At 57.0% G+C, this 24,359-nt stretch carries 25 protein-coding genes; 13 read left to right on the top strand and 12 right to left on the bottom strand.

What is annotated here, in order from left to right:
* Nucleotides 1-108: 108 nt before the first annotated feature.
* The 4 genes from PSR62_RS15455 to PSR62_RS15470 all read right to left on the bottom strand — a co-directional run bounded on the left by PSR62_RS15455 (nt 109) and on the right by PSR62_RS15470 (nt 3,506).
* On the bottom strand, nt 109-969 hold the full coding sequence (locus PSR62_RS15455) for a glycosyltransferase family 2 protein (protein ID WP_274403894.1): 861 nt from the start codon (nt 967-969) through the stop codon (nt 109-111).
* Nucleotides 966-2,084 carry a glycosyl transferase family 28 protein gene (locus PSR62_RS15460; protein ID WP_274403895.1) on the bottom strand — a complete coding sequence of 373 codons (1,119 nt, stop codon included), beginning with the start codon at nt 2,082-2,084 and terminating at the stop codon, nt 966-968. Before PSR62_RS15460 ends, PSR62_RS15455 begins: the two co-directional genes overlap by 4 nt.
* The gene (locus tag PSR62_RS15465) at nt 2,081-3,166 is read right to left on the bottom strand and encodes a glycosyltransferase family 4 protein (RefSeq protein WP_274403896.1); all 1,086 of its coding nucleotides are present in this window, start codon (nt 3,164-3,166) and stop codon (nt 2,081-2,083) included. Before PSR62_RS15465 ends, PSR62_RS15460 begins: the two co-directional genes overlap by 4 nt.
* Before the next feature lie 127 nt (nt 3,167-3,293).
* Complete coding sequence (locus tag PSR62_RS15470) at nt 3,294-3,506, bottom strand: hypothetical protein (protein ID WP_274403897.1); 213 nt, start codon at nt 3,504-3,506, stop codon at nt 3,294-3,296.
* 220 nt (nt 3,507-3,726) lie between these two features.
* Here PSR62_RS15470 and PSR62_RS15475 point away from each other — a divergent pair, with 220 nt between their 5' ends.
* The 10 genes from PSR62_RS15475 to PSR62_RS15520 all read left to right on the top strand — a co-directional run bounded on the left by PSR62_RS15475 (nt 3,727) and on the right by PSR62_RS15520 (nt 14,915).
* Nucleotides 3,727-5,175, top strand: coding sequence for an MATE family efflux transporter (locus PSR62_RS15475; protein ID WP_274403898.1), 1,449 nt, complete (start codon nt 3,727-3,729; stop codon nt 5,173-5,175).
* Between the two features lie 1,199 nt (nt 5,176-6,374).
* The gene (locus PSR62_RS15480) at nt 6,375-6,758 is read left to right on the top strand and encodes a heavy-metal-associated domain-containing protein (RefSeq protein WP_338020085.1); all 384 of its coding nucleotides are present in this window, start codon (nt 6,375-6,377) and stop codon (nt 6,756-6,758) included.
* Between the two features lie 55 nt (nt 6,759-6,813).
* Nucleotides 6,814-7,968 (top strand): ABC transporter permease, encoded by a 1,155-nt coding sequence (locus PSR62_RS15485; RefSeq protein ID WP_274403900.1) that lies wholly within the window; start codon nt 6,814-6,816, stop codon nt 7,966-7,968.
* A gap of 29 nt (nt 7,969-7,997) precedes the next feature.
* The gene (locus PSR62_RS15490; RefSeq protein ID WP_274403901.1) at nt 7,998-8,519 is read left to right on the top strand and encodes a hypothetical protein; all 522 of its coding nucleotides are present in this window, start codon (nt 7,998-8,000) and stop codon (nt 8,517-8,519) included.
* 2 nt (nt 8,520-8,521) lie between these two features.
* Nucleotides 8,522-10,081: an efflux RND transporter periplasmic adaptor subunit gene (locus PSR62_RS15495; protein ID WP_274403902.1), complete on the top strand. Its 1,560-nt coding sequence runs from the start codon at nt 8,522-8,524 to the stop codon at nt 10,079-10,081.
* The gene (locus PSR62_RS15500) at nt 10,081-10,782 is read left to right on the top strand and encodes an ABC transporter ATP-binding protein (protein ID WP_274403903.1); all 702 of its coding nucleotides are present in this window, start codon (nt 10,081-10,083) and stop codon (nt 10,780-10,782) included. Before PSR62_RS15495 ends, PSR62_RS15500 begins: the two co-directional genes overlap by 1 nt.
* An 85-nt stretch (nt 10,783-10,867) precedes the next feature.
* Entirely contained in the window at nt 10,868-12,001 is a 1,134-nt protein-coding gene (locus PSR62_RS15505) for an ABC transporter permease (protein WP_274403904.1), read from the top strand.
* 215 nt (nt 12,002-12,216) lie between these two features.
* Entirely contained in the window at nt 12,217-12,561 is a 345-nt protein-coding gene (locus tag PSR62_RS15510) for a hypothetical protein (RefSeq protein ID WP_274403905.1), read from the top strand.
* A 604-nt stretch (nt 12,562-13,165) separates the two neighbouring features.
* Nucleotides 13,166-14,017, top strand: a complete 852-nt coding sequence (locus PSR62_RS15515; protein ID WP_274403906.1) for a DMT family transporter — start codon at nt 13,166-13,168, stop codon at nt 14,015-14,017.
* A 244-nt stretch (nt 14,018-14,261) separates the two neighbouring features.
* On the top strand, nt 14,262-14,915 hold the full coding sequence (locus PSR62_RS15520; RefSeq protein WP_274403907.1) for an SGNH/GDSL hydrolase family protein: 654 nt from the start codon (nt 14,262-14,264) through the stop codon (nt 14,913-14,915).
* A 138-nt stretch (nt 14,916-15,053) separates the two neighbouring features.
* Here the strand turns inward: PSR62_RS15520 and PSR62_RS15525 are convergent, their stop codons facing one another.
* The 4 genes from PSR62_RS15525 to PSR62_RS15540 all read right to left on the bottom strand — a co-directional run bounded on the left by PSR62_RS15525 (nt 15,054) and on the right by PSR62_RS15540 (nt 18,970).
* Complete coding sequence (locus tag PSR62_RS15525; protein ID WP_274403908.1) at nt 15,054-16,130, bottom strand: Gfo/Idh/MocA family protein; 1,077 nt, start codon at nt 16,128-16,130, stop codon at nt 15,054-15,056.
* Nucleotides 16,131-16,259: 129 nt separating this feature from the next.
* On the bottom strand, nt 16,260-17,249 hold the full coding sequence (locus PSR62_RS15530) for an RluA family pseudouridine synthase (RefSeq protein WP_274403909.1): 990 nt from the start codon (nt 17,247-17,249) through the stop codon (nt 16,260-16,262).
* A gap of 87 nt (nt 17,250-17,336) precedes the next feature.
* Entirely contained in the window at nt 17,337-18,650 is a 1,314-nt protein-coding gene (locus PSR62_RS15535) for a DUF4832 domain-containing protein (RefSeq protein ID WP_274403910.1), read from the bottom strand.
* Nucleotides 18,651-18,676: 26 nt separating this feature from the next.
* Entirely contained in the window at nt 18,677-18,970 is a 294-nt protein-coding gene (locus tag PSR62_RS15540; RefSeq protein WP_274403911.1) for a hypothetical protein, read from the bottom strand.
* Between the two features lie 278 nt (nt 18,971-19,248).
* Between PSR62_RS15540 and PSR62_RS15545 the strand changes: the two genes are divergently transcribed.
* Together PSR62_RS15545 and PSR62_RS15550 are read left to right on the top strand one after the other, a co-directional pair.
* Complete coding sequence (locus PSR62_RS15545; protein ID WP_274403912.1) at nt 19,249-20,232, top strand: serine/threonine-protein kinase; 984 nt, start codon at nt 19,249-19,251, stop codon at nt 20,230-20,232.
* Nucleotides 20,229-20,960 carry a toprim domain-containing protein gene (locus PSR62_RS15550; protein WP_274403913.1) on the top strand — a complete coding sequence of 244 codons (732 nt, stop codon included), beginning with the start codon at nt 20,229-20,231 and terminating at the stop codon, nt 20,958-20,960. The genes PSR62_RS15545 and PSR62_RS15550 overlap by 4 nt, the downstream gene beginning before the upstream one ends.
* Here the strand turns inward: PSR62_RS15550 and PSR62_RS15555 are convergent.
* A complete protein-coding gene (locus tag PSR62_RS15555; protein WP_274403914.1) occupies nt 20,943-21,986 on the bottom strand; it encodes an alpha/beta hydrolase in 1,044 nt (347 codons plus the stop codon). The two genes, PSR62_RS15550 and PSR62_RS15555, sit on opposite strands and share 18 nt — an antisense overlap.
* Before the next feature lie 234 nt (nt 21,987-22,220).
* On the opposite strand from PSR62_RS15555, the gene PSR62_RS15560 reads away from it, so the two are divergent.
* Nucleotides 22,221-22,688, top strand: a complete 468-nt coding sequence (locus PSR62_RS15560; RefSeq protein WP_274403915.1) for a hypothetical protein — start codon at nt 22,221-22,223, stop codon at nt 22,686-22,688.
* Nucleotides 22,689-22,786: 98 nt separating this feature from the next.
* Here the strand turns inward: PSR62_RS15560 and PSR62_RS15565 are convergent, their stop codons facing one another.
* From PSR62_RS15565 to PSR62_RS15575, 3 genes are all read right to left on the bottom strand, one after another.
* The gene (locus tag PSR62_RS15565; RefSeq protein ID WP_173442725.1) at nt 22,787-23,068 is read right to left on the bottom strand and encodes a hypothetical protein; all 282 of its coding nucleotides are present in this window, start codon (nt 23,066-23,068) and stop codon (nt 22,787-22,789) included.
* 32 nt (nt 23,069-23,100) lie between these two features.
* Nucleotides 23,101-23,526, bottom strand: coding sequence for an HU family DNA-binding protein (locus tag PSR62_RS15570; RefSeq protein WP_274403916.1), 426 nt, complete (start codon nt 23,524-23,526; stop codon nt 23,101-23,103).
* A 142-nt stretch (nt 23,527-23,668) separates the two neighbouring features.
* Nucleotides 23,669-24,118 (bottom strand): YkgJ family cysteine cluster protein, encoded by a 450-nt coding sequence (locus tag PSR62_RS15575; RefSeq protein WP_274403917.1) that lies wholly within the window; start codon nt 24,116-24,118, stop codon nt 23,669-23,671.
* Nucleotides 24,119-24,359 lie beyond the last annotated feature (241 nt).

Raw genomic sequence — 24,359 nt, forward strand, 5'->3', positions numbered from 1 at the left:
GCTGAGAGAAGTTTGTGTAAAAGAATGCGGTCCACCACATTCGACATTCCGTCATTCAAGTGAACGCTCGGTTCACTTGGTTCCGCTTGTTCAATCTTGGGTGCCTGATCAAAAGCCGGCCGGTGTCAGTGACGTTGCTTTTTGAATTTCCGATTCAGTCGGCAGGCGTTGGATTGCGATTGAATCGTCTTCTTTGTCGAATTTGATGAGTTCTCGTTCGGCGAAGGCGTTGAGCCAGGATTCCATCGGCCACACGCCCCACTTGCGGCGAAACCGTTCAGCGTTTTCGACAATTGGTTGGAGATGGTTCAGGGGTGGTTTGCAAACCGAATGATGCTGGTGATAGGCAACCGCGTTGACGAACCCAAATGGAACACCGGCCTTGCGGGCAGAAAATGCGAAGTCGGTGTCTTCGCCACCGTAGCCATCAAACGAGTCATCAAAGCCTCCGATTCGTTTGAAAGAAGACTGGCCGATTGCGAAGCACAATGACCAAAACATTTCGTATCGTTGGGAGCTTTGTCGTTCTTGATCGCCGAGTTGTGGTTGCAATGGATGGTCGACCGCTTGCTGGTGGAGTTGATTCATTTGCCAGTCGCCGTCAGCGGCTCCCGCAGGGAGGTAGCGAGGGCATCCCATCCACAAGCGGTCTTCTGCTTGAAGGGAATTCACCATCTTTCCGATCATGTCGGGCGATGGAATGCAATCGACGTCCAAGAACACGATCCCGTCCGTCGTGCAAAGCGAAGCCGCGTGGTTGCGGGCTTGTGCCAGAGGAAGCGGTTCGGTCGGATGATAAACGCTGGATGTTCGGACCGGAAAACGTTTGCAATCGGGGAGCGTGACTGCCTGGTTCATGCCGACGACGATCCATTCGTGTGGCAAGACGGTTGATTGCAGCAATCCCTTCAGTTGGTTTTCGAGATGTGCTTGGCGTCCGCGGACGATGGTGAGAACACTGATCCTCATAGCGTCACCAACTCCCCTGACATTCTGGCTTCGTGCGACCAGCGTGCGACTTGAGCGAGATGCTCTGCCGCCTGCGTGGCTCCATCGTGTTCAAAGACATCTCGCCATGGCGATGGATCCAACAGCATTGCTTCCTCAATCAGAGCCGGCCACTGGTTGGATGCGGGCCAACCTGTCAGTCCGATCGCCAACCGCTCGCGGCTGAGAATTTTGGCTTTTCGAATCTGTTCTTCGAAGGGACGGTCTTCTGCAATGGCAATGAACCGGCATCGGGCGTGCCCGAGTTCCATGACGCTGTTGTGACCCGCTGAGGTGACGACGACGCTGGCATCGGCGATCCATTTGCCAGGATTGTCTTGCCAACCGGCGAAGAACAGATTCGACGGCGTTCGTTCGGCATGCGAATTGTCGTCTTTTCCTAACACGACCCAGTCTGCGTGTGGAACCAAGGTTGCCGCGTCTCGCAAGTGCTGGTGAACGTCGCCCGTTCCTCCTCGACCAAACATCACCACGATCATCGGCCGCTCGCGATTTGGTTTTGTTTCTTGAATGGAGCTCAACGTTTCATTCGTTTGCCCACGGCAAAACCCGTTCAGGTACACCGTTTTCTCTCGTACGAAATCGGGCGTGATGTCGTCTTCCATCGACTGTGGAAATGGAGCCAGCAATGAGTGAGCGGCTTCGTAAGCAGTCAAGTGAGCTGGGTCGTCGCGACGTCCATGTTGCCGCATCACGATTTGTGGAATCGACGCCAGCCGCGTGAGCATCGATATTTCTGCGGAGACATCGATCACCATCACGTCCGGTCGAGTCTCATCCAGCCAACGCGTGTACTGGGCGACTCGTTTGGTGATGGAATCGGTCCACAGGGGTGCGTAGTGCAACGCGGAGACATCCTGTGCGAGCTGCATCCCACGTACTGGAACATGATCGTTGTCACAATCGATGCCGATGACATCTGTGAGCGTCGGGCCGCTCCAATCGAGGTCATGAATGCGGCTGGTAACGACCGATGCGGGCACCGGAAGCCGTCGGAGGATGGCCTCAGTCCGGTGCTTGTGGCCCATTCCGTGATAGTGAACGTAAAAGCCCACGTGAGGTTGTCGATCGATCACGCTGCGACCTCGTTTGGAAAGCTCCAGTCGGATTGGTTTTGGTAAAGCGACTCGTATTGCTCCACCATGCGATCGAAGCTGTAGTGTTCTTGTGCGACCCGGCGGCAGATTTCGCCGGGTAGCTTCATGCAACCAAGAATCGCTTGCGCCAGTTCGCGGACGCTTCCCGGTTTGGCCAATCGGCCGGTGGATTTGCCGATCAGCTCTGGCAATGCACCGCGATTGAATGCGGCAACGGGAGTCCCGCACGCCAGCGATTCTGCAACGACCAATCCGAAGGGTTCATCCCAACAGGGTGTGACCAGGGTCACTGCCGAACGACTGATCAGGGTGCAGAGTTCTTCGTGGGTGCGGTGCCCGTGATAGGCGTCGTCTGGACGGAGCAGTGGCAAGACTTCTGAGTCAAAGTAGTTTTGATCGGAGATCGGGCCGACAACGTCGAGCGGAATGCCAGCACGATGGGCGGCTCGCAAAGCCAAGTGCGTTCCCTTGTCCGGGAGTATCCGACCAAACCAAATGGCTCGTCGTTGTCTTTCCGCGTTGCAACGTACCCAGAACGAAGTGTCGACTCCATTGTGGATCACAGTCTGTTTGGGCAACAACGAACGCCAAGCATCCGCGTTTGCATTGGAAATGTTGATGAATTGCCCACATGCTTCGCTGTCGCGACGTTGCAGTTCCGCTGCCATGCGAGGCAAGACAGGTGCGTGCAACGTGGTCATCAAACGTGTCGGAAGCAGATGCGAGAACTGCAAAGGGATGGGGCTGAGCGAGTGATTGTGAATCACGTCAAAGTCGCTCGTGCTGAGTTGCAGCATCAATGCCGCGTAGGCTTCGTCTTCAACACTTTCGATCCAGTCATGGCACATCCGTCCAAGGCGTGCGTTGGATTCAGGAATGGTCGCGTTTGGGATGATGCTCTGGAGAGCCAACTGCGAATCGGAGTCCCCTGAAGCAAACAGCGTGACTTCGTGACCTCGGCTCATCAACGCGTTGGTGTACGCGTGAGTGAATGCTTCCAAGCCTCCTGCGTAGGGCTTCGCGATGGGAAATTTGAGATGACCTATGATGCCGATTTTCATCGCGAATGGCTCCCCAGCCGATGGAGTTGGTAACGGGTGATTGATCCTCAGATCATCCGTGATGTTGTTTTCGATTCCGTCGGCTTCGGCTTAAGCAACGACCGTGCCAAAGGTCGTGGGGAGTAGCTCAACGTCGTCGAGTTGCGATCACGGAGACGCGTTCCGCAATCGGGTGGATGACTCCGGAGTCGGTCAGCTTTCGATCAGAGTGGTTGATGAAACCTGCCAGCGCTGAAAACATCTGAGTCAGCGTTCCACGGCCAGATCGGGTTTGAAGCTGGGCGGCAGGAGCGTGCCCATGGCGGTGGGGTTTCCGTTGTGAAAAGCTGTTGGTGGACATTGTTTTTTCCTATTTGCGTTGTCACGTTGGGAGACGCGAAACGGTGGCACGTGTTTCGCTTGTGTTGTCGCGAATTGGTAGCGTGCTTGCACTGCATTTTTTGAGCCAGAGGGTGATCGCGTTTCGATCAACCTCGTCGCGTCGTGATCCTCGCACTTTCCATCTTTTCTAATTTGCCTGGCCTGGCGGTTGGCCGTTGTCCTCTCTCTCGCAGGAATCCATGACTGAATCGCCCCGTCGAATCGAACGCGACGCGTACGGCTATCGAGCGATAATGGCGGTTGCGATTCCGCTGGCGGCCACCGTTGGTTGTTTCTCGATCACGCTCTTCACCGATCGCACGCTGTTGATGTGGTATGGGCCAACGTCGTCAGCGGCTTCGATGGCAGCGGGCAACTTGTATTGGGCAATCGCTTGCATTCCCGTCACGGCGATGGGTTTCATCACTCCGCTTGCCGCGATGGCGATGGGCAAGAAGCGTGGTCGGGGAGCGGTCGCGCTGAGGGTTTGGTCTCTGCTCTGGCAATGCTTGTGGTTCACGTTGGCTTGTGTACCCGCCTTCGCATTGATCGGTTGGATGAGCCCCAATTTGTTCGAAGCGTTTGGACACGACATCGAACTTGCGAAGCTGGAGGCACGCTATTTTCAAACGTTATTGTTGGTCGCTCCCGCGTCCATGTTGGAAGCCGGTTTGACCGCGTTCTTTGTAGGACGACGAGTGACTCGACCGATCTTGCAAACCAACATCGCCTCGTCTGTGTTGAACGTCGGTTTGGACTATTGGTTCATCTTTGGCGGGTTGGGTTTGCCCGCGATGGGTGTCTTTGGCGCGGCTCTCGCAACGACCATTGCGATGTGGTTCAAAGTGGCCGTGTTTGCAGTGATGTTGATGCGTTTGAATTCATTTGGTCGTCATTTTCGGGCGGCATGGCGGCCGAGTCGTCATGTCATGACTGAGATCATCGTGCCGGGATCCGCGATCGGATTGCAACAATTGTTTCGCTCGGGATTGTTCAGTTTTGTGTTGCTGGTGATTGGGGCGGCATCTGTCACTGGTCTGGCAGCGACCTCCGCGGCGCTCACGATGTATCAGTTGTTATCGATCCCAGCGATTGGGTTGGGCACCGCGGTGACGGTTGTGACCGGGCAAGCATTGGCATCGAAAGGAATCGGTTTGGCGTCGGACACGATCCGGCGAGGGATGGGCCTGGGGGTGGTGGTGGCGCTGACACTGGCGATCGCCCTCGCCGCGTTCCCGGAAACTCTGCTGCAAATTCTGTTGGGTGGGATCAGTGATGAAGAGCGAGCCGAAATACAACCGCTGGCGATTCGCTTGATGCGGTTCGCGGCCGTCTATGCTTTGGTTGACGTTGCCAGTCTCTTGCTGGCCGCGTCTGCGAAAGGCATTGGCAAGTCCTTTGTGATTTTGGTGGCAACCGCGGTGCCCGGGGTGTTGGTCGTTGCGGGTGGATGGTTGCTCTCGCCAGATGGCTGGCTTCGGGCGGGATCGATGGGCGGGGAAGATCAAATCGTGATCCATTGGTGGTCCGCGTTGGTGCTTTGGTCGACGGCTCAAGCGTTCGTTTTGGCGGGGAGTTTGTTCTGGTCGACGAAGACACTCTTGCCCGTCAGAGTCGGCCAAGCCCCCCCATCACAACCCGACGCGTGAGCGAGGGACGCTCCCAACTCACACGACGGCCCCATCCGGGGCGAAACCCAGACGCCAGCCACCATTGATTTTTCGAACGTCCCACGCAGCGCCCCCCCGCTACCATCCGACATCCCTACCGGGATGGAAAAAGACAGAAGCCGGAAGAAAATTTGCATCTGCTATCAGAGCGTCACTAGCAAACATTTGGCAGTCCAGGCGAACGCTCAAACGGCTGACATGGTTTTGCCCGATCATTCCTGTCGATGTGTGTAGGGCCGCCCCGTTGGGGCTCGCGTTGGAGCCTTCCTAACGAAACCCCAGGCGATGCCTGGGGCTATGATAGAGTTGCCCCGTTGGGGCGTAAGGCAGAGACAAACTTAATGCCGCAATGTCCGCGTTAACCCCTAACGTCTCTTAAGTTCGGGTGAACGCCCAAATGGCTGACGGGCAAGAGTGCCCGTCCTACGTACGTTGACATGTGGTTGACGACTCGATCGGCACTCCCCGAGTCGGTCAAACGCTTGGTTTCTGCGAGATTCAGGTTGCTCTGAGAATTGAGCGTTGGTAGACTTCGAAGTATGAAAACGCCTCTCTTCATCGCTCTCTTGGTCGTCAATTTATTGACGTGCCCTTTGCGTTGTTTTTCGTGTCAAACGGAAGCAACCTGCGAAGAAGGTGTTGCTGCAGCAGCATGCGGTTGTTGCCATCACGGCGAATCCGCGGCACCAGCGTCCACGTCGGATCTTGATTCAAAACGTGGCGACTCCTCCCCATGCGGAGATGATTGCAACTGCAAAAGCTGCATTTGCGAAGGTGCTGTTCTGGAGAGCGATTTGGATCTTCCGGATCCTGGTTTGGTCGTTGTTTGGACGCATGTGGTTGATGCGCAATCGATGTCGCCATCCTTTTCCGATGCGGCTTTGGGTTCGCATCGTGACTTGCCGAGTTGTGCGAGTCGATCTGGCCGTCAGGTGCGTCTTGCGCACCAATCTTGGCTGATTTGATCCCGGTGATCGTTTTGGATTTGCTTCAACGCGGAGGATGCGTTGCTGCGCGTCCACGGATTGTTACCTGATTGGATCACTGGTTCGTGATCGCATGGCGTGATGGATTCGTCACGTTTGACCAATCAATTTGAATCGTTGTGCATGCATTTCATGTGTCTGCGACGGTGGACCGGATGGCGGTGCGCGCCAAGTGTTTGTTTCCCCTTGTGAATGAAAGATTTGACGATGATGTTCGGTTCGAAACGGAATGGATTGGGTTTGGCCGGTTTGGCTTTTCTCGTGTCCGCTTTGATTGGCCCCGCACCTGTGTCGGCTGACACGCCGGCGAACAAGAAGGAGCCCGCCCATCAAATGGTGATGACGGTGGGTGAGATGTGTGGAGGTTGTGTGAAACGAATCACCGCTCGGTTTGATTCGGTGGATGCGGTCGCGAAGGTGGTTTGCAGCATCGAGAAGAAGTCCGTCGCGTTGGTTCCAAAGGACGGTGTGAAGTTGAGTCCCAAAGGCATTTGGGAAATCATGGAAAGCATTGGCAAAACGCCAAAGAAGATGATCACCCCTGATGGCACGTTCACCTCAAAACCCAAGCGTTGAACATGCAATCGACTCTGCGTTTCATCGATCAAACGATTAACCGAGGCGATTGCTGATGCTGTTGCCATGGGAATACGGCGTTCGCAATCTGGCCCGCCGGCCGGTGCGTACCGCGTTGACATTGGTGGCTTTGGCGACCGTGGTGATGCTGGTGTTTGTGGTCGTTGGATTCATTCGTGGGTTGGAACGGTCGCTCGCAATCAGCGGGGATGACGACGTGGTGTTGGTGTACTCGGTGAACTCGGAGGAGAACATCGAGAACTCGTCGATCGCCGCGCGGACACCGTCGCTGTTGGCGGCCAGCCTGGATGGGACGATGAAACGTTTTGGAGTCAATCACGTTTCACCCGAGCTGTACCTCGGCACGCGAGTGGCCACGGAATCGGGACCAGGAGGACTGGGATTGGTTCGCGGTGTGACCACGTCGGCACCATTGGTTCGTCGTTCCGTGCAATTGGTCGAGGGCACTTGGCCAGCGGATGGTGAAGTGATGGTCGGCCGATTGGTTGCCACCAAACTTGGTCGTGAAGCGAGTGAGCTGACGATTGGCAAGCAGCTTGAATTTGAGGGACGCCAGTGGACGATTTGCGGCCGATTTGCCGCCGGCGGATCGGCGTATGAATCGGAAATTTGGTGTTCCTTGGGTGACTTTCAAACGGCAACCAAACGACAGGACTTGAGCTTGGTCGCAATTCGACTGCAGCCTGGTCGAACGGCCGCGGAGGTTCAGTTGTTCTGCAAAGAGCGTTTGGATCTGGAACTGAGAGCGATCCGCGAAACGGATTACTACGCATCACTTCAGCAGCACTACAAACCGGTCCGAGTGTTGGCTTGGTTTGTGGTGGTGCTGGTGTCCGGAGCGGGCGTTTTTGCTGGATTGAACATGATGTATGGATCCGTCGCCGGACGGATAAGAGAAATCGCAACGTTGCAAGCCATCGGATATCGACGGCGTGCGATCTTGCTAAGTGTGGTTCAGGAGGGCGTCTTGTTGGCGGCCGCTGGATCTTTGTTGTCGGGGGTGGTGGCGTTGCTGCTGCTCAATGGCATGGCGGTTCGATTCACGATGGGAGCTTTCACCTTGAGAATCGATAGTGTCGCAATCTTGATCGGTTGCGGCGTCGGAATTTTGTTGGGTGTCCTTGGTTCGTTGCCACCGGCACTGAAAGCGTTGCGAGAAGAAATCGCAACGGGATTGAAAGCAGTCTGACTCACAAACCCTTTGAAAAGAGAAACACAATGAAACGTTTTCAACACCTTGTTTTGGCGAGCGTGGTTGCATTGATCGCTGGTTGTGGCGGTGCCGAAGTTGCCGACCAAGATGCGACGCAAGTTTCCGGTGCGGATGCGGCTTACCTTGCCAGCTCCGAACCTGCCGATGCGATGCCTGTTGGTGAGGCTCGCGAAAAGGCAGCTGACGGAGAGGAATTGACCTTGGTGGGTTTGATCGGTGGTTCGACCGAGCCGTTCGTGGATGGTTTGGCGGCCTTCACGATTGTAGATCCGAAGGTTCCCTACTGTGCCGACGAAGAAGGCTGCCCGACGCCATGGGATTATTGTTGCACGCAAGACCAGGTCAAAGACAACATCGCGACCGTCAAGGTGGTCGATGAGTCGGGGGCTCCGGTTTCGAAGACAGCTCGTGAACTGCTTGGCGTGAACGAGCTGACGACCGTGGTGGTGCGTGGCATCGCCAAACGCGACGAGCAAGGCAACTTGACCGTTGAGACCAGCGATGTCTTCGTTCGGTCGAGCAAGTAGTCATGGCTGACGCTCCGCTGGACCTCGGCCAACTGGCCATTGATCGCACGCCAACGCAGGGCAATCCTGCGTCGTCGCCACGGCGCCGACGTTGGATCAGCCGTTTCGTGTTGCCATTTGGAATCTTGGTGGGCTTTGCGGCACTGCTTGCGGTTGCAGCGGGCCGTCACTGGTTGCCAAGGCAACTGGTCACTGTCGTGCCGGTGATCGCCAAGCGGGCCGAGGTTGTTCAGGCGGGGCAAACGTTGTTTCAGTCGCCTGGGTGGATCGAACCACGACCGACGGCGATCAGCGTCGCGGCGTTGGCGCCTGGGGTGATTGAATCGTTGTTGGTGGTGGAGGGTCAACCCGTCAAACGGGGTGAGCCTGTCGCTCGGCTGATTGCCATTGACGCGGAACTGAATGTTCAGCAGGCCAAGAACGCTGTTGCGATACGGCACGGGGAGCTGCAGCGTGCGGAGGCGGAACTGAATGCTGCCAGGGTACGTTTCGAAAACCCGGTGCACTTGGAAGTTCAGCTTGCTGACGCGCAAAGCATGTTGGCCAAGGCGGAAACGGAACTGGCGAAGTTGCCGTTTTTGATTGATGCCGCCGAGGCAAATGTGGAATATGCGTTGAACAACATGCAGGGAAAACGGTCTGCCCAGGGGGCGATTTCCGGACGGATTGTGGCGCGTGCGGAAAGCGACCACGCCGCCGAACGTGCCAATTTCCAGGAGCTTCAGCGTCGTCAGCCCAACCTGAAACGGGAGGTGGATGCCTTGACCAGCAAGGTGCGAGCGTTGGAGAAGCAACGAATGTTGCTGGTGGAAGAAACGCGGCAGGTGGAAGAGGCCAAGGCCAAGGTCGTCTCCGCCAAGGCACTGTGGGATGAGTCCAAGTTGCAATTGCGGCAGGCGGAGTTGGCATTGGAACGCAACGTCGTCCGCGCCCCGATGGACGGGCGAATCTTGCGGTTGGTCGCCGCACCGGGGACTCGCGTCGCGGGGGCCTCGTCCTCGGCGGGGCACGACGCCAGCACGGTCGTGGAAATGTATGACCCGGAACGCTTGCAGGTTCGTGCCGATGTGCGTCTGGAGGATGTCCCGATGATTCGGAAAGGCCAGCCGGTCGAGATCGAAACCGCATCGTCGTCCGTGGTCATCCAGGGCCGAGTGTTGCAGGCCACCAGTGCTGCAAATGTTCAGAAAAACACCTTGGAAGTGAAGGTCGAACTGATCTCCCCGCCGCTCACTGTGAGTCCGGAAATGCTGGTGACGGCAACGTTTCTTTCACCAGCCACTGAATTGGACACTCAAGCGGCAAAGGACAGACAGCGATTGTTTGTTCCGCAGTCGTTGGTTCAGACGGGAGAGTCGGGAACGTTCGTGTGGTGCGTCACCGAGGATAGAACCGCACGGCAAACGCCGGTGGTTGTCGGTGGTGCCGGAAGTGATGGCTTGGTGGAAATCGAAACGGGACTGAATGTGACGGACAAATTGATTGCTCGCGTTCCATCGGGTTTGGAAGCTGGCGATTCCGTCTTGGTCGAACGCGAAGACACAACGATGGGGATGAACTGATGGCATTGGTGGAACTACGTGGCGTATCCAAGAGCTTCCGCAAGGGCGATGAAACCATCACGCCGCTGGACAAGGTGGATTTGGAGATCGAAGCGGGCGAGTTTGTTTCGCTGATGGGGCCCAGCGGGACGGGAAAGAGTACGCTGCTGAATTTGGTCAGTGGGATCGATCGGCCGGATGCCGGCACGATCCATGTGGCTGGGACCGAGGTGACCAGGCTCTCGCGAAGCAAGTTGGCCGATTGGCGAGCGGCGAATTTGGGTTACATCTTTCAGACCCACAATTTGATTCCAGTGCTGACGGCTTATGAGAACGTCGAGCTGCCCACATTGCTGTTGAAGATGACTGGTACCCAGCGTCGGCAACGCGTTGAGCTGGCGCTCGAAGCGGTGGGGCTGAGTGATCGCGCGGATCACTACCCGAGGCAGTTGTCCGGAGGACAGGAGCAACGCGTTGGGATCGCCCGAGCCATTGTGGCGCACCCGAAAGTCGTTGTGGCGGACGAACCCACCGGCAGTTTGGATACGGAGACCAGCGAACAGGTCCAGATCTTGCTGCAGCGTTTGAACAAGGAACTTGACATCACTTTGTTGATGGTCACCCACGACACGGACGCGGCCAGAATTGCATCGAGGCAGTTGGTTTTGGATCGTGGCAAGTTTCTCGAGGTTGGATCGGGTGACCCCTCGGCAGTTGTTTGACTTCAGGTGGCATCGTTTTGGAGTGGGGAATCACAGGCATCGAAGTCTTTGCCACATTGGGCCGTTCCGAGTTTGGGGGAATATCATGTTTCGTTATGTTTTGAAAACGCTTTGGCGACACCGCACGCGGACGCTGCTGACCGTCACCGGCGCTGCCGTTGCGATGTTTGTGTTTTGCTTTGTTGGTTCGGTCCAAGAGGGCCTGCATCGGCTGACGACGGGATCGGACGCGGATCGCAATCTGATTGTTTTCCAAGAGAACCGGTTTTGTCCGACCAGCAGTCGTTTGCCAGAAGACTACGAACGGGTGATCGCAAAGGTCCCCGGTGTACGCGACGTGATGCCCATTCAGGTATGGACGAACAATTGCCGGGCCAGTCTTGACATTGTGGTGTTCAATGGGGCGGACCCAAAGCAGATTCAGCAAACACGTCCGTTGAAATTGATCAGTGGCAGTTGGCAGCAGTTTGAGTCGAACCGAGACGCGGCCATCGTGGGCCGGAACGTTGCCCAGCGTCGCGGGCTGAAGGTCGGGAATCAATTCACGATTGGGGAATTGTCCGTGCGTGTCGCGGGGGTCTTTGAATCCAGCGTGCCGTCGGAAGAGAACTTGATTTACACCAGCCTGCAGTTTTTGCAGTACACACGAGGGTTGGACGCAGCGGGGTTGGTGACGCAACACGAGGTCATGCTCACCGAGGATGCGGATCCCGACCGCGTGGCGGCAGCGATTGATCAAAAGCTGCGGGCCGGCGCGGTCGCGACCAAGACCCGCCGAAAGGGAGCGTTTCAGGCCAGCACTTTGTCGGACTTGGTGGATTTGATTGGCTTCGCGCATTGGCTCGGTTACGCCTGTGTGGCGCTGGTGTTGTCATTGGTTGCGACGACCACGGTGATGAGCGTCCAGGACCGGATCAAAGAGTACGCGGTGCTGCAAACCGTGGGCGTTCGTCCGCTGCGGGCCATGCGATTGGTGTTGGCGGAAAGCACCATCCTGTGCTTGGTGGGCGGGGTCGCGGGAACCGTGCTGGCGCTCGCCGCCCTCGGGTTCGGAGGGTTTGCAATTGGTGCAGAGGGAGCCACGATTGCATTTCGCCCATCGCTGGGGTTGGCGGTCACCGGAACCGTGGTATCGGTCTTGGTTGGGATCCTCGCCGGGTTGGTACCCGCCATTCAGGCTGCCACCGTCCCGATCGTCAACGCCCTGCGGCAGGCGTGAGATCACACGTGTTGCACGTTATTCTCTCATGGCGACTGAAAGAGCGATTCTCCGCGTTCCAAAACATGGTTGTTACACGAGGGCCTTCGGCACACCTTCCTTGATTGGTTACGAGGGCCGGCCTTGGTACAATTTCGGTAGTTCAGGCATCGCTCGCCTCGTTAAGGTCGGTGTCGTCGTAAACGACCACGATCCGACACGGAAGACCAGTATCAATGAATTCACTGCGAGCCTTCTTGTTCGTCTCGACCGTTCTGATTTATGTCATGACGGTGCTCGCATCGTTGTCTCAGGGAATCAACTGGCCAGCAGTGGCGCTCGACGACTTAATGGCATTCAATTGGAGGTCACAGTTTGACACTGACTTTTTGGTTTACCTTTTGCTTGGCGCAACCTGGATCTCCTGGCGAGAAGGGTTCACCGCCAAGGGCCACGTCTTCGCGTTTCTGAGCGTGTTCCTCGGTGGGATGTTTAGTTTTCCCTATCTACTGTTCGCTACCTACCAGGCGAATGGTGAAGCAAAGCGTTTCTTATTGGGGATTCACGCCACACATGCCTGAGATCCGGCTGTCTTCAACTGTGAGCGGCTCGTGAACGGTTGGCTGACGGTCAACAGACGACAATGCCCAATACCACCTGCCCAATGACACCCGCGCAATGACTCCCGCGCATGCCTAAGCAGTTCGGCAGGAGTCTTTCAGCATTTGGGATTTTTTTGGGCTCATCCGACGGAAGCGTGCGCGGTACCCTGACTTCAGGTTTTTGGAGGGATTTCTCCGATGGCCGAAGTTTGAACGGACCATTTCGAGGCGTTCGAATTGAGTTGCCAAGTTCCAAACTGAAAGTCGGATGTTCAACCAAGCACTTTGTACGAATCAAAAGATGCTGATCCGCCAGCGGTTATGCCCGATGTTCTGATCGAAGCCACTTTCGATACTTGGGCGGCGGACGTCATTTGGGCCTTGGCTCTCATTCGGATCGAAGTGGTGACGAATGCCGCAAAGCAGGGGGGCGACAGCTATTTGCGTGCGTTGAGCTTGCTGGCTGCGTTGACGTGTCGAGTGAATGAGCTAGTTTGGTGCCTTTTTTCAACGCACGCAGTGGAGTTTCGTGACTACCAAATTGAGAAGTGAGGATCGGTCGAATCTTGTTGGATCGATTTGGATGGTTGCCTCCATGGCGGCGTTTTCTGCGGAAGACGCGTTGGTCAAAGCCGCTGCGGAAGTGCTGCCGGTTGGCCAGATCCTGTCCCTGTTTGGGTTGGGAGGCATGTTGGTCTTCGCTGGGATTGCGAAACGCAATCGAGAACCGCTGTTCACGGCGGACGCGCGTGCGCCGATCATGCTGGTTCGCATGTTGTTGGAGGTCACTGGCCGACTGTTCTACGTGCTCGCGATCGCGCTGACCCCGTTGTCGGCAACCACGGTGATACTTCAAGCCACCCCGTTGGTTGTGGTCGCAGGTGCCGCGATCGTATTTCGTGAAAAGGTTGGGCTGCGAAGATGGATGGCGGTCTTGGTCGGCTTGCTCGGGGTGATCGTTATTGTTGGCCCTGGAACGGACGGGTTCTCGATGCTGTCGATGTTGGCTGTCATTGGGATGCTTGGATTTGCCGGGCGAGATCTCGCCAGTCGTGCGGCGCCAGCAAGGGTCAGCACGTCGATTCTTGGTTTGTACGGTTTTCTGTCGGTGTTGGTCGCTGGGGTGATGTCTTCCTTGTGGCGAGGGGAGTGGTTCGTTTGGCCAACCGGCAAGGTCTGGTTCTGTTTGTTGGGAGCGGTGTTGGTGGGCGTGGCCGCGTATGGCAGCTTGATGAAAGCGATGCGGACCGGTGAGGTCTCGGCCGTCACTCCCTTCCGCTACTCGCGATTGCTGTTCGGCGTCGCCTTCGGAGTGTTGCTGTTTGGCGAGCAGATGAACCTGCAGATGGTGGTGGGATCGGGACTGATCGTGTTGTCGGGGTTGTTCATCATTTGGCGAAAGCGGGCACCGGCGCCAAAGGGCGAGGTTTCGTGAGCGAGTTTTTATCGAGAGCCAGGCTCGAAGATCGTGTTCCGTGTGTGTGCCTACCTTTGATGTTTTGGGGACCTGAACTCGTGTTTGCCCCTCCGCGTCGTTGGGTGACGAGGGATGGCCTTGGTATGATTGTGTTGCCGAACGCTCCACCGCATGTGGATTGGTTTTTGAACGGCGGTGAGCCGGCCGGAGTGTTGTTGGCGAGTTTTCTTTGGACGACCAATCGTTGAAATCGAGAATTGCAATGAGATACTGCCTGTTCGTTTTTCTCTTTTCTTTTGTTTGGTCTTCGGCCGTTCACGCGGAAGAGTTGCCGGAGGTGTTGATCATTGGCGATTCCATTTCAATTGGTTACACACCCTACGTTGCTGCTGAGCTGGAAGGCAAAGCGGTGGTTCGCCACAACCCTGGGAACGCACAAGATTCGGGGACCGGAGTGCAGAAGCTGGAGAGATGGATTGGTACCGAGCAGTGGGATGTGATCCATTTCAATTGGGGACTATGGGATCTTTGCTATCGACATCCGCAGTCCAAGGTTCAGGGGAACCGAGACAAGGTCAATGGGACGCTGACGACGCCGGTGGAACAGTACGAGAAGAACCTGGATGAGATCGTTTCGCGACTCAAGACGACGAATGCGAAGCTGATTTGGGCTCAGACGACCACGGTCCCGGAAGGTGAGGCTGGCCGGAAGGTCGGGGATGACACCATTTACAACGAGGCCGCGGCACGAGTCATGAACAAACACGGCCTTGCGGTGAATGACCTCAACCAGGTTTCGGATTCCTTCGCCGCGGATCTGTACGTTGCCCCGGGCAATGTTCATTTCACAGCGGAGGGATCGAAGAAGCTGGCGGCTGCAGTGACCGAGGCGGTCTTGAAGGCGTTGGAGGATTAGAGTCTCACACGATCCCCGACACGAAGTGCCGGCAGGTGATGGTCGTTTCAAATCGACGTTGAAGAGTTTGGTTGATCCAACGTCTTGACGGTTGAGGCGATTGAAATCGATGTCCGCCTGTTCTCACCGTGATCGTTTTCAGCGATCGATCAAGGGCAGCGTTTTCTGTTGAGCAGCGCTTTGGATGGCGGTCTCGATGATTTGCTGGCCAATTCGGGCGATGGTGGGCGAGAGCGGGCCTTCGACGGGGAGGTCTTGGTTCAATCGCGAGAGCGTGTATTCGATCCCGTTGGTTTCGCCCGTTGGGAGGTCCTCGACCGGATGCTCGTAGCCTTCCGGATGTGCCTCGGTTTGGACTCGCAGGGTGGTCGCATAGTCGTAGCTGGAGATGGTGCCACGTGTTCCTCGAACGACGTAACCGCATTGGGGTTGTGGCTGGTGAACCCATGGATCCGTGAACGTTCCCCAGCGAGTTTCGAATTTGGACATGCCAGCGGGGTAGCGAGCGATTGTGATGCTGTGCTCGTCGACTTCCAGCCCTTGGGTTCCGGTGGTGACGCAGGTCACATCCAGTGGTTTTTGGCCGCCGTTGAACCACGTGCCCATCGTCACGCCGTAGCCGAGGTAGTCTCGCAGTGATCCGCCACCGACGTCCAGTTTGTACCACCAGCTGCGCTGCTTCTCTTCTGCGGTGGGTTCGAATTCAACTTTGCCTGCCCCGTGGTAAAGAGGCCCCCGGTTCCCACCGTAGTGATGCACTTCGACAACGTCACCGATGGTGCCTTCGTTGATCAAACGCCAAGTTGTGTAGTGAGCGCGGTCCCAGCGAGCGGGCCAGTTGATGATCAACTGTTTTCCCGTGGGCCGCATTGCCTGGATCATCCGATCCGCGTCGGCGAGGGAGGCCGCAAAAGGTTTTTCGACCAACAGGTGAACACCCAGTGGAGCGAGGCGTTCGACCCATTCCGCGTGCTCGCCGGTGGGCGGGCACAAAATCACCAGGTCGGGTTGGGTGGATCGAACACATTCGATTTCGTTGGTGAAGACATTCTCGGCAGGAATGCTCAGCGCATCGATCGTTGGCTGCATCGACTGGCGATCGTGATCACAAACGCTCACCAGTTCGGTGTCGGTGTGCTCGGTGACTTGCCGCAGCAGGTCGCCCATGTGCATGTGAGAAAAATTGATCCCAGCGATTCGCCAAGGTTTCATCATCGGTCGCTCGTGTCCTGCGTTGCTACGGAAAGCCAACTGGATGCGTTGGCTGATGCTCAACGAGTTTAGCGAACGCAGGGCGATTCGACATGCCGGGCAGGCGTCAGCGCGAGGAGGGGGGAGTTGGAATCATGCTTCTCCACTGGGTGCCGATCCAGTCGGTCGGTCACTTCGTCCACGTGCTCCTGCGACGAACTTTTCCATGGCACTGGGCAGCGGCGTGTCGAAGTTGACTGGTTCACCGGAGACGGGATGAAAGAAGCCCAGCGAACTGGCGTGCAACGCCATGCGTTTGCGGTGCCAGCGAGCGTGGGTGGCTTCTTTGGGTTTGTAGCGTGGTTCTCCCAGCACCGGATGCCCGGCGTTTGCGAATTGCACGCGAACTTGGTTGCGTTTGCTGGTTTCGAGTTGGGCTTCGATCAGCGTGGTGTCTTCGCCGTGGCTGGACTCTCGTTCGACCAACCGACGAACCACCTTGTAGTGCGTGATGGCTTCGTCGGTGTCTTTGCCCGGACGGGTTTCGTAACGATCCAGGTTGCTGCCGGTGGCCAAGTGCGATTCAAAGGTGCCTTCATCCTCGACGACATTCCCTGCCACGATCGCATGGAACACGCGAGTGGGGCGACGGTCCTTGAATTGTTCGATCAGCAAATCCGCGATGGGTTCGTGTTTGGCGAAGACCAGGAGACCTGACGTTTCCCGGTCCAGTCGATGGACGACGAAGGCCTCTTTCTTAGCTTTGGAGTAGCTCAGGTAAATCGACACACGGTCGACCAAGCTGTTGGGCTCGCCACGATCGGTTGGGACGGTCAGCGTGCCGGCGGATTTGTTGACAACGATGATGTGCTCGTCCTCAAAGACAATCTCGAACGTGCGGTCATCCCACTGACGCTTTTTCTCACGATAGCGTTGGTGTTTGTCGTATCGGACTGCCACCAGGTCACCTGGTTTGACCGTGGTCCCAACACTTTTGCAAGGAGAACCATTGATCATCACGCAGCCCTGATCGATCATCCCGCGAGCTTGGCTGCGAGAGGTTCCAGAGAGTTCTCGGACGATGATATCGACACGTCCTTCGTTGGTTTCATCAACGGTGGTCGAAACGCTAGTCAGCGGCATGAATGGATTTCAAAGGAAAGCGGCATCGGGATGAGGTCTGCAAAACGTCCTTGCGAACGTTGGCAGAATCCTCGTTCACGCCACAGTCTATTTCAGATCCGCGAAAAATTGGATGGCCTGTTTGGGTAAGATTGCTTCGCTTTCGATTCGAATGTCGTTCCCGCTGACCTCGCCGGGGATGTTTTCGATCGTGAAAACCCTTGTTTCGCCCGGTAGAAGTCCCCGGAGCGTCTGTTGGGAACGCTTGCCTGGCAGGGCAAAAAAGGCGTCCCGATAGAGTGGTGCGACGCCTGTGTTGGCGACTTTCAGCGCGACCGTCGTGCGCAAATCGGTCTTCCAGAGGATTGCATGGGTGACTTGGAAGCGGTAACCCATCGCCATTCCAGCCTCGCGAATGCGATCCATTGGCTGGTACTTGGGCTGATCATTGCCGATCATGAAGGAGACATGAAAGTCGCGGCTGGATGCTTCGACGGAGACCCCGTTGGGGCCCGATTCGGACAACGCTAACTTTTGATCTTTGCGATTGTAGTAGCTGAATTCGCCTCCGCCGGGGGCCCGGTGCCAACGGTCTTTGCCCATCGAAGCCCAGTTCTTGGCGTTCCACTTGGAGTGGGATTTGGAAAGGAATGAGTCGTCAAACAGGCCGAAGTCGAGGGCCAGCAGCGAGTCGTCAGCGGCGATGGGAGTGAACTCGTCGTCGGCCGCATCAATGCTGATCATCCATGGCAGGGAGTCAAACTGCTGGTCGAGACGCTGCAGGAATTTGGATTGGTACTCGGCGGAAGGGAACGTTTTGCCAAGTTCCATCGGGCCATCGTAGATGTGATATTCCGACCACAGTCCAAATCCGGTTTGGACAAACGCGATCCGCGGATCGGAGTCGTAACGCTTGGCGAATTCGGTGTAGAAGTCGAGCGTGAATTGCTGCAGCGCGGGGTTGGACCAGTCGCAGAAATGAGTTTGCTTGCCTTCGCTCTTGTCGACCGTCTCGTGGTAGTCCGCTGCGTCGCGAATGAATGCCGGAACCGTGGTGGTTTTGCCTGGGTAAACAAACCGGAAACGCAGGATGGCTTGGTGGGACCGAGAGGCGATGTCGTCGAGAATCTGGTCGACCTTGGAAAAGTCCCACTGTCCGGGGCCGGTCGCGACTTCGTCGTAGCCGCAGTAGCGAAACTCCAGCGAGATCGCGTCGGTGGCAACTTTCTCGTGATCATGCCACAGCACAATGCCGGTCATCGGCTGAACACCATCGATGCTCGATTGTAGCGGCAGGTTGGACCGCGACACGGATGGCGAGTTTCCATCCTGGGCGGACGTGGAGACCGCGAAGATCAGTGGCAGGCAGAGCAGACTCAAGCCCACGGCGATCGGACGAAGCGGCTGGAAAGGGTGGAGCATAAGGCTTTCGGTGGCAGAGGGCAGGTTCACTCCGAGTCGAGGGGCTCGGACTTGATTTGAGCAATGATTTCGCGAGCCTTGGCGGCATCACGCTCGAATGTTTTGACTTGCACCCATCCCGGGGCTTCGGCGGCGAATCCAGCGGTGAAGCCACCAACGGCAACGGCTCGGATACCCACGTCCGAAAGGATATTGACCAGAACTGCAGCAGCAGGTTCAGTCGGACGTTCGGCCACGACAACCAGCGTTGCATCGTCGTCCGCGGAAGGTGATGTTCCGCTGGGGGAAGGAGGCCCTTCCGGTGGGATCGATTGAGTCATTGGTTTCATTCAGAGAGGAAAGATGAATCTTTGGCGAAGACAACGTTGAGGGTCGGTGCCAAGCGAACGTTGAGGATACTCGATCTGGTTGGGCAAGGTCGTGTCGATCGGCGTTGCATCTTGAGCCATTGGCTCGGGCCTGCGGTGGCCGTCGGGACGCAACATCTTCCGGGATTGGCAAGTTCGAAGACCGGCAGGGAGCGGCACTCGTGCTGCGTCGCTTTTGACGACAGGATGGCCAGTGGTCGGCGCTGGCAGATGCAGGATACAATCCAAGGATGAGCAATGAATCAACCATCATTCTGGCTGGTACCGACAACGACATCCCGTCGCCTCCGCCCCTGGGGCTGAAGCGATACACCGGACTTCGTGAGATGGCGCGTGGCGCCACGGCGGTTTTGCAGGCCGGGGTCGATTCGGTCATTGGCCGGACGGTGGCAATCAAGAAGCTGTTGCCGGAGATTCGGACGGATCGCTACGAGCGTCGGCGGTTGCTGCGTGAGGCTCGTGTCACGGCTCAATTGCAGCACCCCAACACGGTTCCGGTTTACGAGATTGGGGATGATGATATTGAAGGCGTTTACTTCACGATGAAGCGGATCTCGGGAGAGAATCTGTTTGAATCGTTGAAACGAATCGCTCGCAAGGATGAACACGCCGTTGCTGCATTCCCGCTGCAACGCCGTTTGGAAATTGTCGCGGATGCTTGTCAGGCACTGGCCTACGCTCACGCTCGTGGGGTGATTCACCGCGACGTCAAACCTGAAAACATTTGGGTGGGCAACTTTGGCGAAGTCATCTTGCTGGATTGGGGCGTGGCCAAGGTGTGGGGGCACTCCGATGACGCTCAGGTACTGCATCGTCAACAAATGCAGCCCGATCACGAGACCAAGACCGAAACCCAGCTTCAGACCTTGACCGGTGGCGGCCAACGCCCCGGCACGCCGCTGTACATGTCGCCCGAGCAAGTCAACGGGAACCGTGGCATCGATGAACGAACGGATATCTTCAGCGCTGGTGTGGTGTTGTATGAGTCGTTGGCGATTCGAGAGCCCTTCCGTGGTCGAACGATTGACGAAACGTTCGACAACATCAAGCATGCGGATGTCCCGCCACCGAGCGAAAAGTCGCCACAGTACGGGATTCCAAAAGAAGTCGACGCGGTGGTCATGAAGGCAATCGCGAAACGCCCCGCCGATCGTTACCAATCCATGCGTGAATTGATCGCGGACATCCGAGCGTTGACCGTCGCGGTGCCGTGAGCGGACCGTACTTTGCCCCCTACGGCAAAGCCCCGGTGCACTATCCAATCGACGATCCTGTGCGGACGGGAGTCACACCGGACCAAACGGAGTTGCTGATTGTCGAAGGTGACAGCGCGGCGAGATCGGTCAACCAAGTTCGTGATCCAACCCGGCAATCGATCTTGGCGTTGCAAGGCAAGCCCATGAACGTTGCCAAAGCCACGCCGACGGTCGCACTCCGCAACGAGGTTTTGACGCGTTTCGCGTCGACCGTGTTGGACCGACAAATTTCAGCGGGCGAAGATTGGATCGGGGCATTGCGATCGGCTGAGACTTGCCGCTACGCGAGGTTGGTGGTGCTGATGGATCCCGATGCCGATGGCATTCATTGCGGCGTCTTGGTGCTGGGGTTCTTGCTTCGGTACGCCCCCAAGATGTTCGACGAACAGCGAGTCAGTGTGGTTCGTCCGCCGATGTTCTTGTTTCGGATCCGCGGAAGCGATTCGGGAGACGCGGCCGGGCAGGATCGAACCTTGGTGGCTTCCAACCCGGACCACGCTCAGCGGATGGAGGCCAAGTTGGCGGCAGCGGGTGTGTTCGACTACGAGCGATTTCGGCACCGAGGATTGGGCAGCATTCCACCGGAAGTCTTGCGAGCCTGTTGCGTGGATCCTGGTACCCGCGCGGCGGATCAGATGAGCCGAGAGGAAGCCGCTGCTGCGGTGCGCTTATTCAGCGGAGGATGAGGCGGCGGTGGGGGCTTCCACTGAGTCGCTGGCAGGAGATTTGTTTTCAGGGAAGGCTTGTTCGCGAAGGGCTTTCAGTTTTCGACCGGATTGGTCCAGCACTCGTGTGGGCAAACGGTCATTGTGGAACATGTCGGGCAGTTCGATCCAATCGCTGTGTTGGAGTGTCAGTGAATCGTAGAGGGCCCGTCCGTTTTTGCGTGGCACAATGCGGTCCGGTGAGCCATGAATTTGGACCAACACCCCGTCGTAGTTTTGCAGGGCCTGGACGCTGTCATATTGGTTCTTCATCAGCCAGCGTACTGGCAGGAAAAAGAAACGATCCGCACCGACGCTGGCAGCGCTGTCAAAGGTTCGGTCCAGCAACAACGCGTCGATCGACTCGCCTCGGTCGTGCAGGGCAGCGACCAATCCACAGGCGATGCCGCCGCCAAGTGATCGGCCGTAGACGATGATTTCCGACACGGGGGTGCCGGTGGTGTCGGAGAGGGCATCGATGGCGCTCACCGCGTCTTCGATCGTGCTCGTTTCGCTGGGTGTGAACCCGTCGCCTTGGAAGCCTCGGTACTCGGCGGTCAGAACCGTCGCGTTCCAGCTGTCGGAAAGCCGGCGAGTCCAGTCATCCATCTCGTCCGCGTGAATGCCATTGCCGTGTAGGAAGAGGATCACATCGTCCGCTGAGTCGCGAATCAGCAATCGGCCCTCCAGGTCCGCTCCATCGACTGCCGGGTAGGTCATCGTTTCCACGACGCCGGGTGTTGGGCGATCGGGGGTGAAGCGATTCGGGTCCATCAGAATGCCGGTGTCGAAGTAGGCACCTGGGAACAGCAAACGCGTTTCCATGACCACCAATCCCAGGCAAACCATGACGTAGATGACCGCCAGCAAAGCAGAGGTTCGCAGAATGCGGCGTCTGACCGTTGGCTTGGCTTTGGTGCTGGCATCGGCACTGGCGGAGCTCCTCTGATCAAGATCGCGATTCGCGGGGTTGGATTGATCGGAATCTGCGGCTGGTTCGTTCGGCATCGTGGGGTCAGCAGCGTGACAGGGAAGGCATTCAAACGGAACGACAGGATCCGCATGCTATGTTTGATTGGACTCTCGTGCAGCCATGTGGGATAGGCTTCCAACCTGTCGTTTAGCAGGTCGGACTGACGCGAAAGACAGGCTGGAAGCCTATTCCAGTTTTGAATTGTCGCTGGTCGGACACGCGTGTGTCCAGGACGTCACCCCAAGTCGCTTGTCATTCAGAATCTCGTCATGTGGATTCGTCGATCGTTTTCGAAAATCGAAACCAACGAGAACGCGATTTCTCGCATTCGTTGTGGCCGGATCGTGATGCGCGACAGAAAACTGGAGCGAATCGAGCAGCACTGGATGCGACGTCCGGTCTCGGTGGCTCAGGTTTGGTGGCAAGCCAAATGGGCTGCGTTGCCGGGAGACGTTTGTTGTCTCGACTACCACATTCCGCGAGGGATGAACGCGTTCATCACGCTGGACTACGTTCGCAGTGGTGATGCGACGGGGTTTGCAACGGCGATCGGAGCGTTTCAGGTGCTCGACGAAATCGCCCGGCTTCGAAAGTCCTACGCCATCGTGGCGCACGTGAGCAATGCCCGGATCACCGACCGGCATCTCAAACGAGCGGGTTGGGAAAGACACCTGCTGGATTGGCCTGGCCGACATTTCATTCGGCGAATGCAGCCGAACGTGCCCGTTGCAGCTTGAGTGGGCCAATCCCGTAGCGAAAATCGGGAGGACTTTCGCTGCGAAGGAATCAAAGCGAAATTCACAGAGAATCTCGCGGTTTGAGACAACCGAGTGCCCTAGAGCACGCCACCGTGAGTCCGGATGGGGGTCATGTGTGAAGGCGAATCCAGGAACCAGAAACGTTCCCATTCGTCGACCAACGAACGCAAGTCTTCCGAGGTGTACAGCAACTGTTGAACGCGTCGTTCAGGGCGGCTGGAGTAGATTGGGACAAAGCAGCCAACGGAAGTTGCCAGGCCGGCCATTAAAACGCATCCCAGAACCAAGCGGCTCATGACGGATCGTTGGCCATGACGGGCTGCGGAATTCGTTTTCGCGGTCGTTTGCGAGCTTTTCATCGTCAGTTCCTCCGTGAACTTGTCGGTGCGTTCTATTGCCAACTGCCCGACGGGCTGTTGGGGGGGCTGTTTGGCGGACGGTTCGAGTTCGGGTCGTCGGTTTCGTTCGGACGCTCGGCAGAACCGGAGGCTGGCACGTGATCCACAGGCATGACCCAGGTGTCAGGCAGGTTGTCGCTGGACAGCTGCCGGACGCGTTGTTCCATCACCTTGCCGGGTTTGAACGTGACGACGTACTTTTCGGGCACGTCGACTTGTTGTCCCGTCTTTGGATTGCGTGCTTTTCGTGCCGCTCGCGGTTTGACTTCGAAAACGCCGAAGTTCCTCAGTTCAATGCGGCCTTCCCGCACCAAGGTTTCGACGATCGAGTCAAACGTCCGTTGCACGACCTCTTTGGTTTCCTGCTGAGTCAGACCGAGTTCTTCGGAAATGACGCGCACGATTTCTTTTTTTGTCACCCCGTCTGGCTCCGCAAACCATTGTGATTGATGGACTTACAAAGGCAGCTTAGGTTTCAAGTCGGGACCGGTCAAGCCGCCGAAGCAGGCAAGAGTTGGTCCCTGATGAACCGTATCGACCGGCATAACCGCTACACTCCAGTCAAACTGACTTTTCTTTCCGGCGAATCTCGATTTCGTCGAAATTGTACAGTTTGCCTTTTCCCGCCCCCGGACAGACCTGGCAGGTTTCCTCCCAATCGGAGGGGCCGGCGAGCGTGCTGTCCCAGAAGGGCCATGTCCGGCACTGAATGGGGCGAGCTTTGTAAACCATACACCGCCGCGACTTTGGGTCCAGGAAAATGCAGTCGCCATCGGGGTATTCAATCAAGCTGAATTGGTTGCCAACGCGTCGCAGGAACTTCAGCTCAAACGCGTCGCGGTCGAGCTTCATTTCTTTGGCCAGGCCTTCGATTTCGTTTTCGTCGACGAAGACATAGCCGGGTTCACCGCTGCAGCACTCGCCGCACTGAGTGCATTCGAAACGCAATCCGTCGGCGTACCAGGGAGCGGAATTGGTCTGAGGACGAGGATCAGCAGGACGTTTGGCCACGGCGATTGAGTGCGGGAGAGGTGGTTGGAAAGCAAAGACGAAGCTTAACCGGAGAAGGGCCTGTTCGTCGAGTTCGTGTGAGGGTGTCCGATGGCGAGCGAACGGGCACACGCTAAACTCTCGCGTGTTGTTTTCAGTGCCTCTGCGGTGCTTGGTCCGCGCAGCGAATCTCGATCGTTGTCGATTGTGCGTTGCTTGGCAGAGGGATTCGTTTGAATTCCGGTCCGGCTCAACCCAACCC

This window comes from Rhodopirellula sp. P2 (genome assembly GCF_028768465.1).
In the GTDB taxonomy this organism is placed as follows: domain Bacteria; phylum Planctomycetota; class Planctomycetia; order Pirellulales; family Pirellulaceae; genus Rhodopirellula.

Excerpts from the sequence above, each read along its gene's own strand:
- PSR62_RS15455 (WP_274403894.1), bottom strand. The coding sequence starts at position 969 with ATGAGGATCAGTGTTCTCACCATCGTCCGCGGACGCCAAGCACATCTC.
- PSR62_RS15465 (WP_274403896.1), bottom strand. The coding sequence starts at position 3,166 with ATGAAAATCGGCATCATAGGTCATCTCAAATTTCCCATCGCGAAGCCC.
- PSR62_RS15470 (WP_274403897.1), bottom strand. The coding sequence starts at position 3,506 with ATGTCCACCAACAGCTTTTCACAACGGAAACCCCACCGCCATGGGCAC.
- PSR62_RS15475 (WP_274403898.1), top strand. The coding sequence starts at position 3,727 with ATGACTGAATCGCCCCGTCGAATCGAACGCGACGCGTACGGCTATCGA.
- PSR62_RS15480 (WP_338020085.1), top strand. The coding sequence starts at position 6,375 with ATGAAAGATTTGACGATGATGTTCGGTTCGAAACGGAATGGATTGGGT.
- PSR62_RS15485 (WP_274403900.1), top strand. The coding sequence starts at position 6,814 with ATGCTGTTGCCATGGGAATACGGCGTTCGCAATCTGGCCCGCCGGCCG.
- PSR62_RS15490 (WP_274403901.1), top strand. The coding sequence starts at position 7,998 with ATGAAACGTTTTCAACACCTTGTTTTGGCGAGCGTGGTTGCATTGATC.
- PSR62_RS15495 (WP_274403902.1), top strand. The coding sequence starts at position 8,522 with ATGGCTGACGCTCCGCTGGACCTCGGCCAACTGGCCATTGATCGCACG.
- PSR62_RS15500 (WP_274403903.1), top strand. The coding sequence starts at position 10,081 with ATGGCATTGGTGGAACTACGTGGCGTATCCAAGAGCTTCCGCAAGGGC.
- PSR62_RS15505 (WP_274403904.1), top strand. The coding sequence starts at position 10,868 with ATGTTTCGTTATGTTTTGAAAACGCTTTGGCGACACCGCACGCGGACG.
- PSR62_RS15510 (WP_274403905.1), top strand. The coding sequence starts at position 12,217 with ATGAATTCACTGCGAGCCTTCTTGTTCGTCTCGACCGTTCTGATTTAT.
- PSR62_RS15515 (WP_274403906.1), top strand. The coding sequence starts at position 13,166 with ATGGTTGCCTCCATGGCGGCGTTTTCTGCGGAAGACGCGTTGGTCAAA.
- PSR62_RS15520 (WP_274403907.1), top strand. The coding sequence starts at position 14,262 with ATGAGATACTGCCTGTTCGTTTTTCTCTTTTCTTTTGTTTGGTCTTCG.
- PSR62_RS15525 (WP_274403908.1), bottom strand. The coding sequence starts at position 16,130 with ATGATGAAACCTTGGCGAATCGCTGGGATCAATTTTTCTCACATGCAC.
- PSR62_RS15530 (WP_274403909.1), bottom strand. The coding sequence starts at position 17,249 with ATGCCGCTGACTAGCGTTTCGACCACCGTTGATGAAACCAACGAAGGA.
- PSR62_RS15535 (WP_274403910.1), bottom strand. The coding sequence starts at position 18,650 with ATGCTCCACCCTTTCCAGCCGCTTCGTCCGATCGCCGTGGGCTTGAGT.
- PSR62_RS15540 (WP_274403911.1), bottom strand. The coding sequence starts at position 18,970 with ATGACTCAATCGATCCCACCGGAAGGGCCTCCTTCCCCCAGCGGAACA.
- PSR62_RS15545 (WP_274403912.1), top strand. The coding sequence starts at position 19,249 with ATGAGCAATGAATCAACCATCATTCTGGCTGGTACCGACAACGACATC.
- PSR62_RS15555 (WP_274403914.1), bottom strand. The coding sequence starts at position 21,986 with ATGCCGAACGAACCAGCCGCAGATTCCGATCAATCCAACCCCGCGAAT.
- PSR62_RS15560 (WP_274403915.1), top strand. The coding sequence starts at position 22,221 with ATGTGGATTCGTCGATCGTTTTCGAAAATCGAAACCAACGAGAACGCG.
- PSR62_RS15565 (WP_173442725.1), bottom strand. The coding sequence starts at position 23,068 with ATGAAAAGCTCGCAAACGACCGCGAAAACGAATTCCGCAGCCCGTCAT.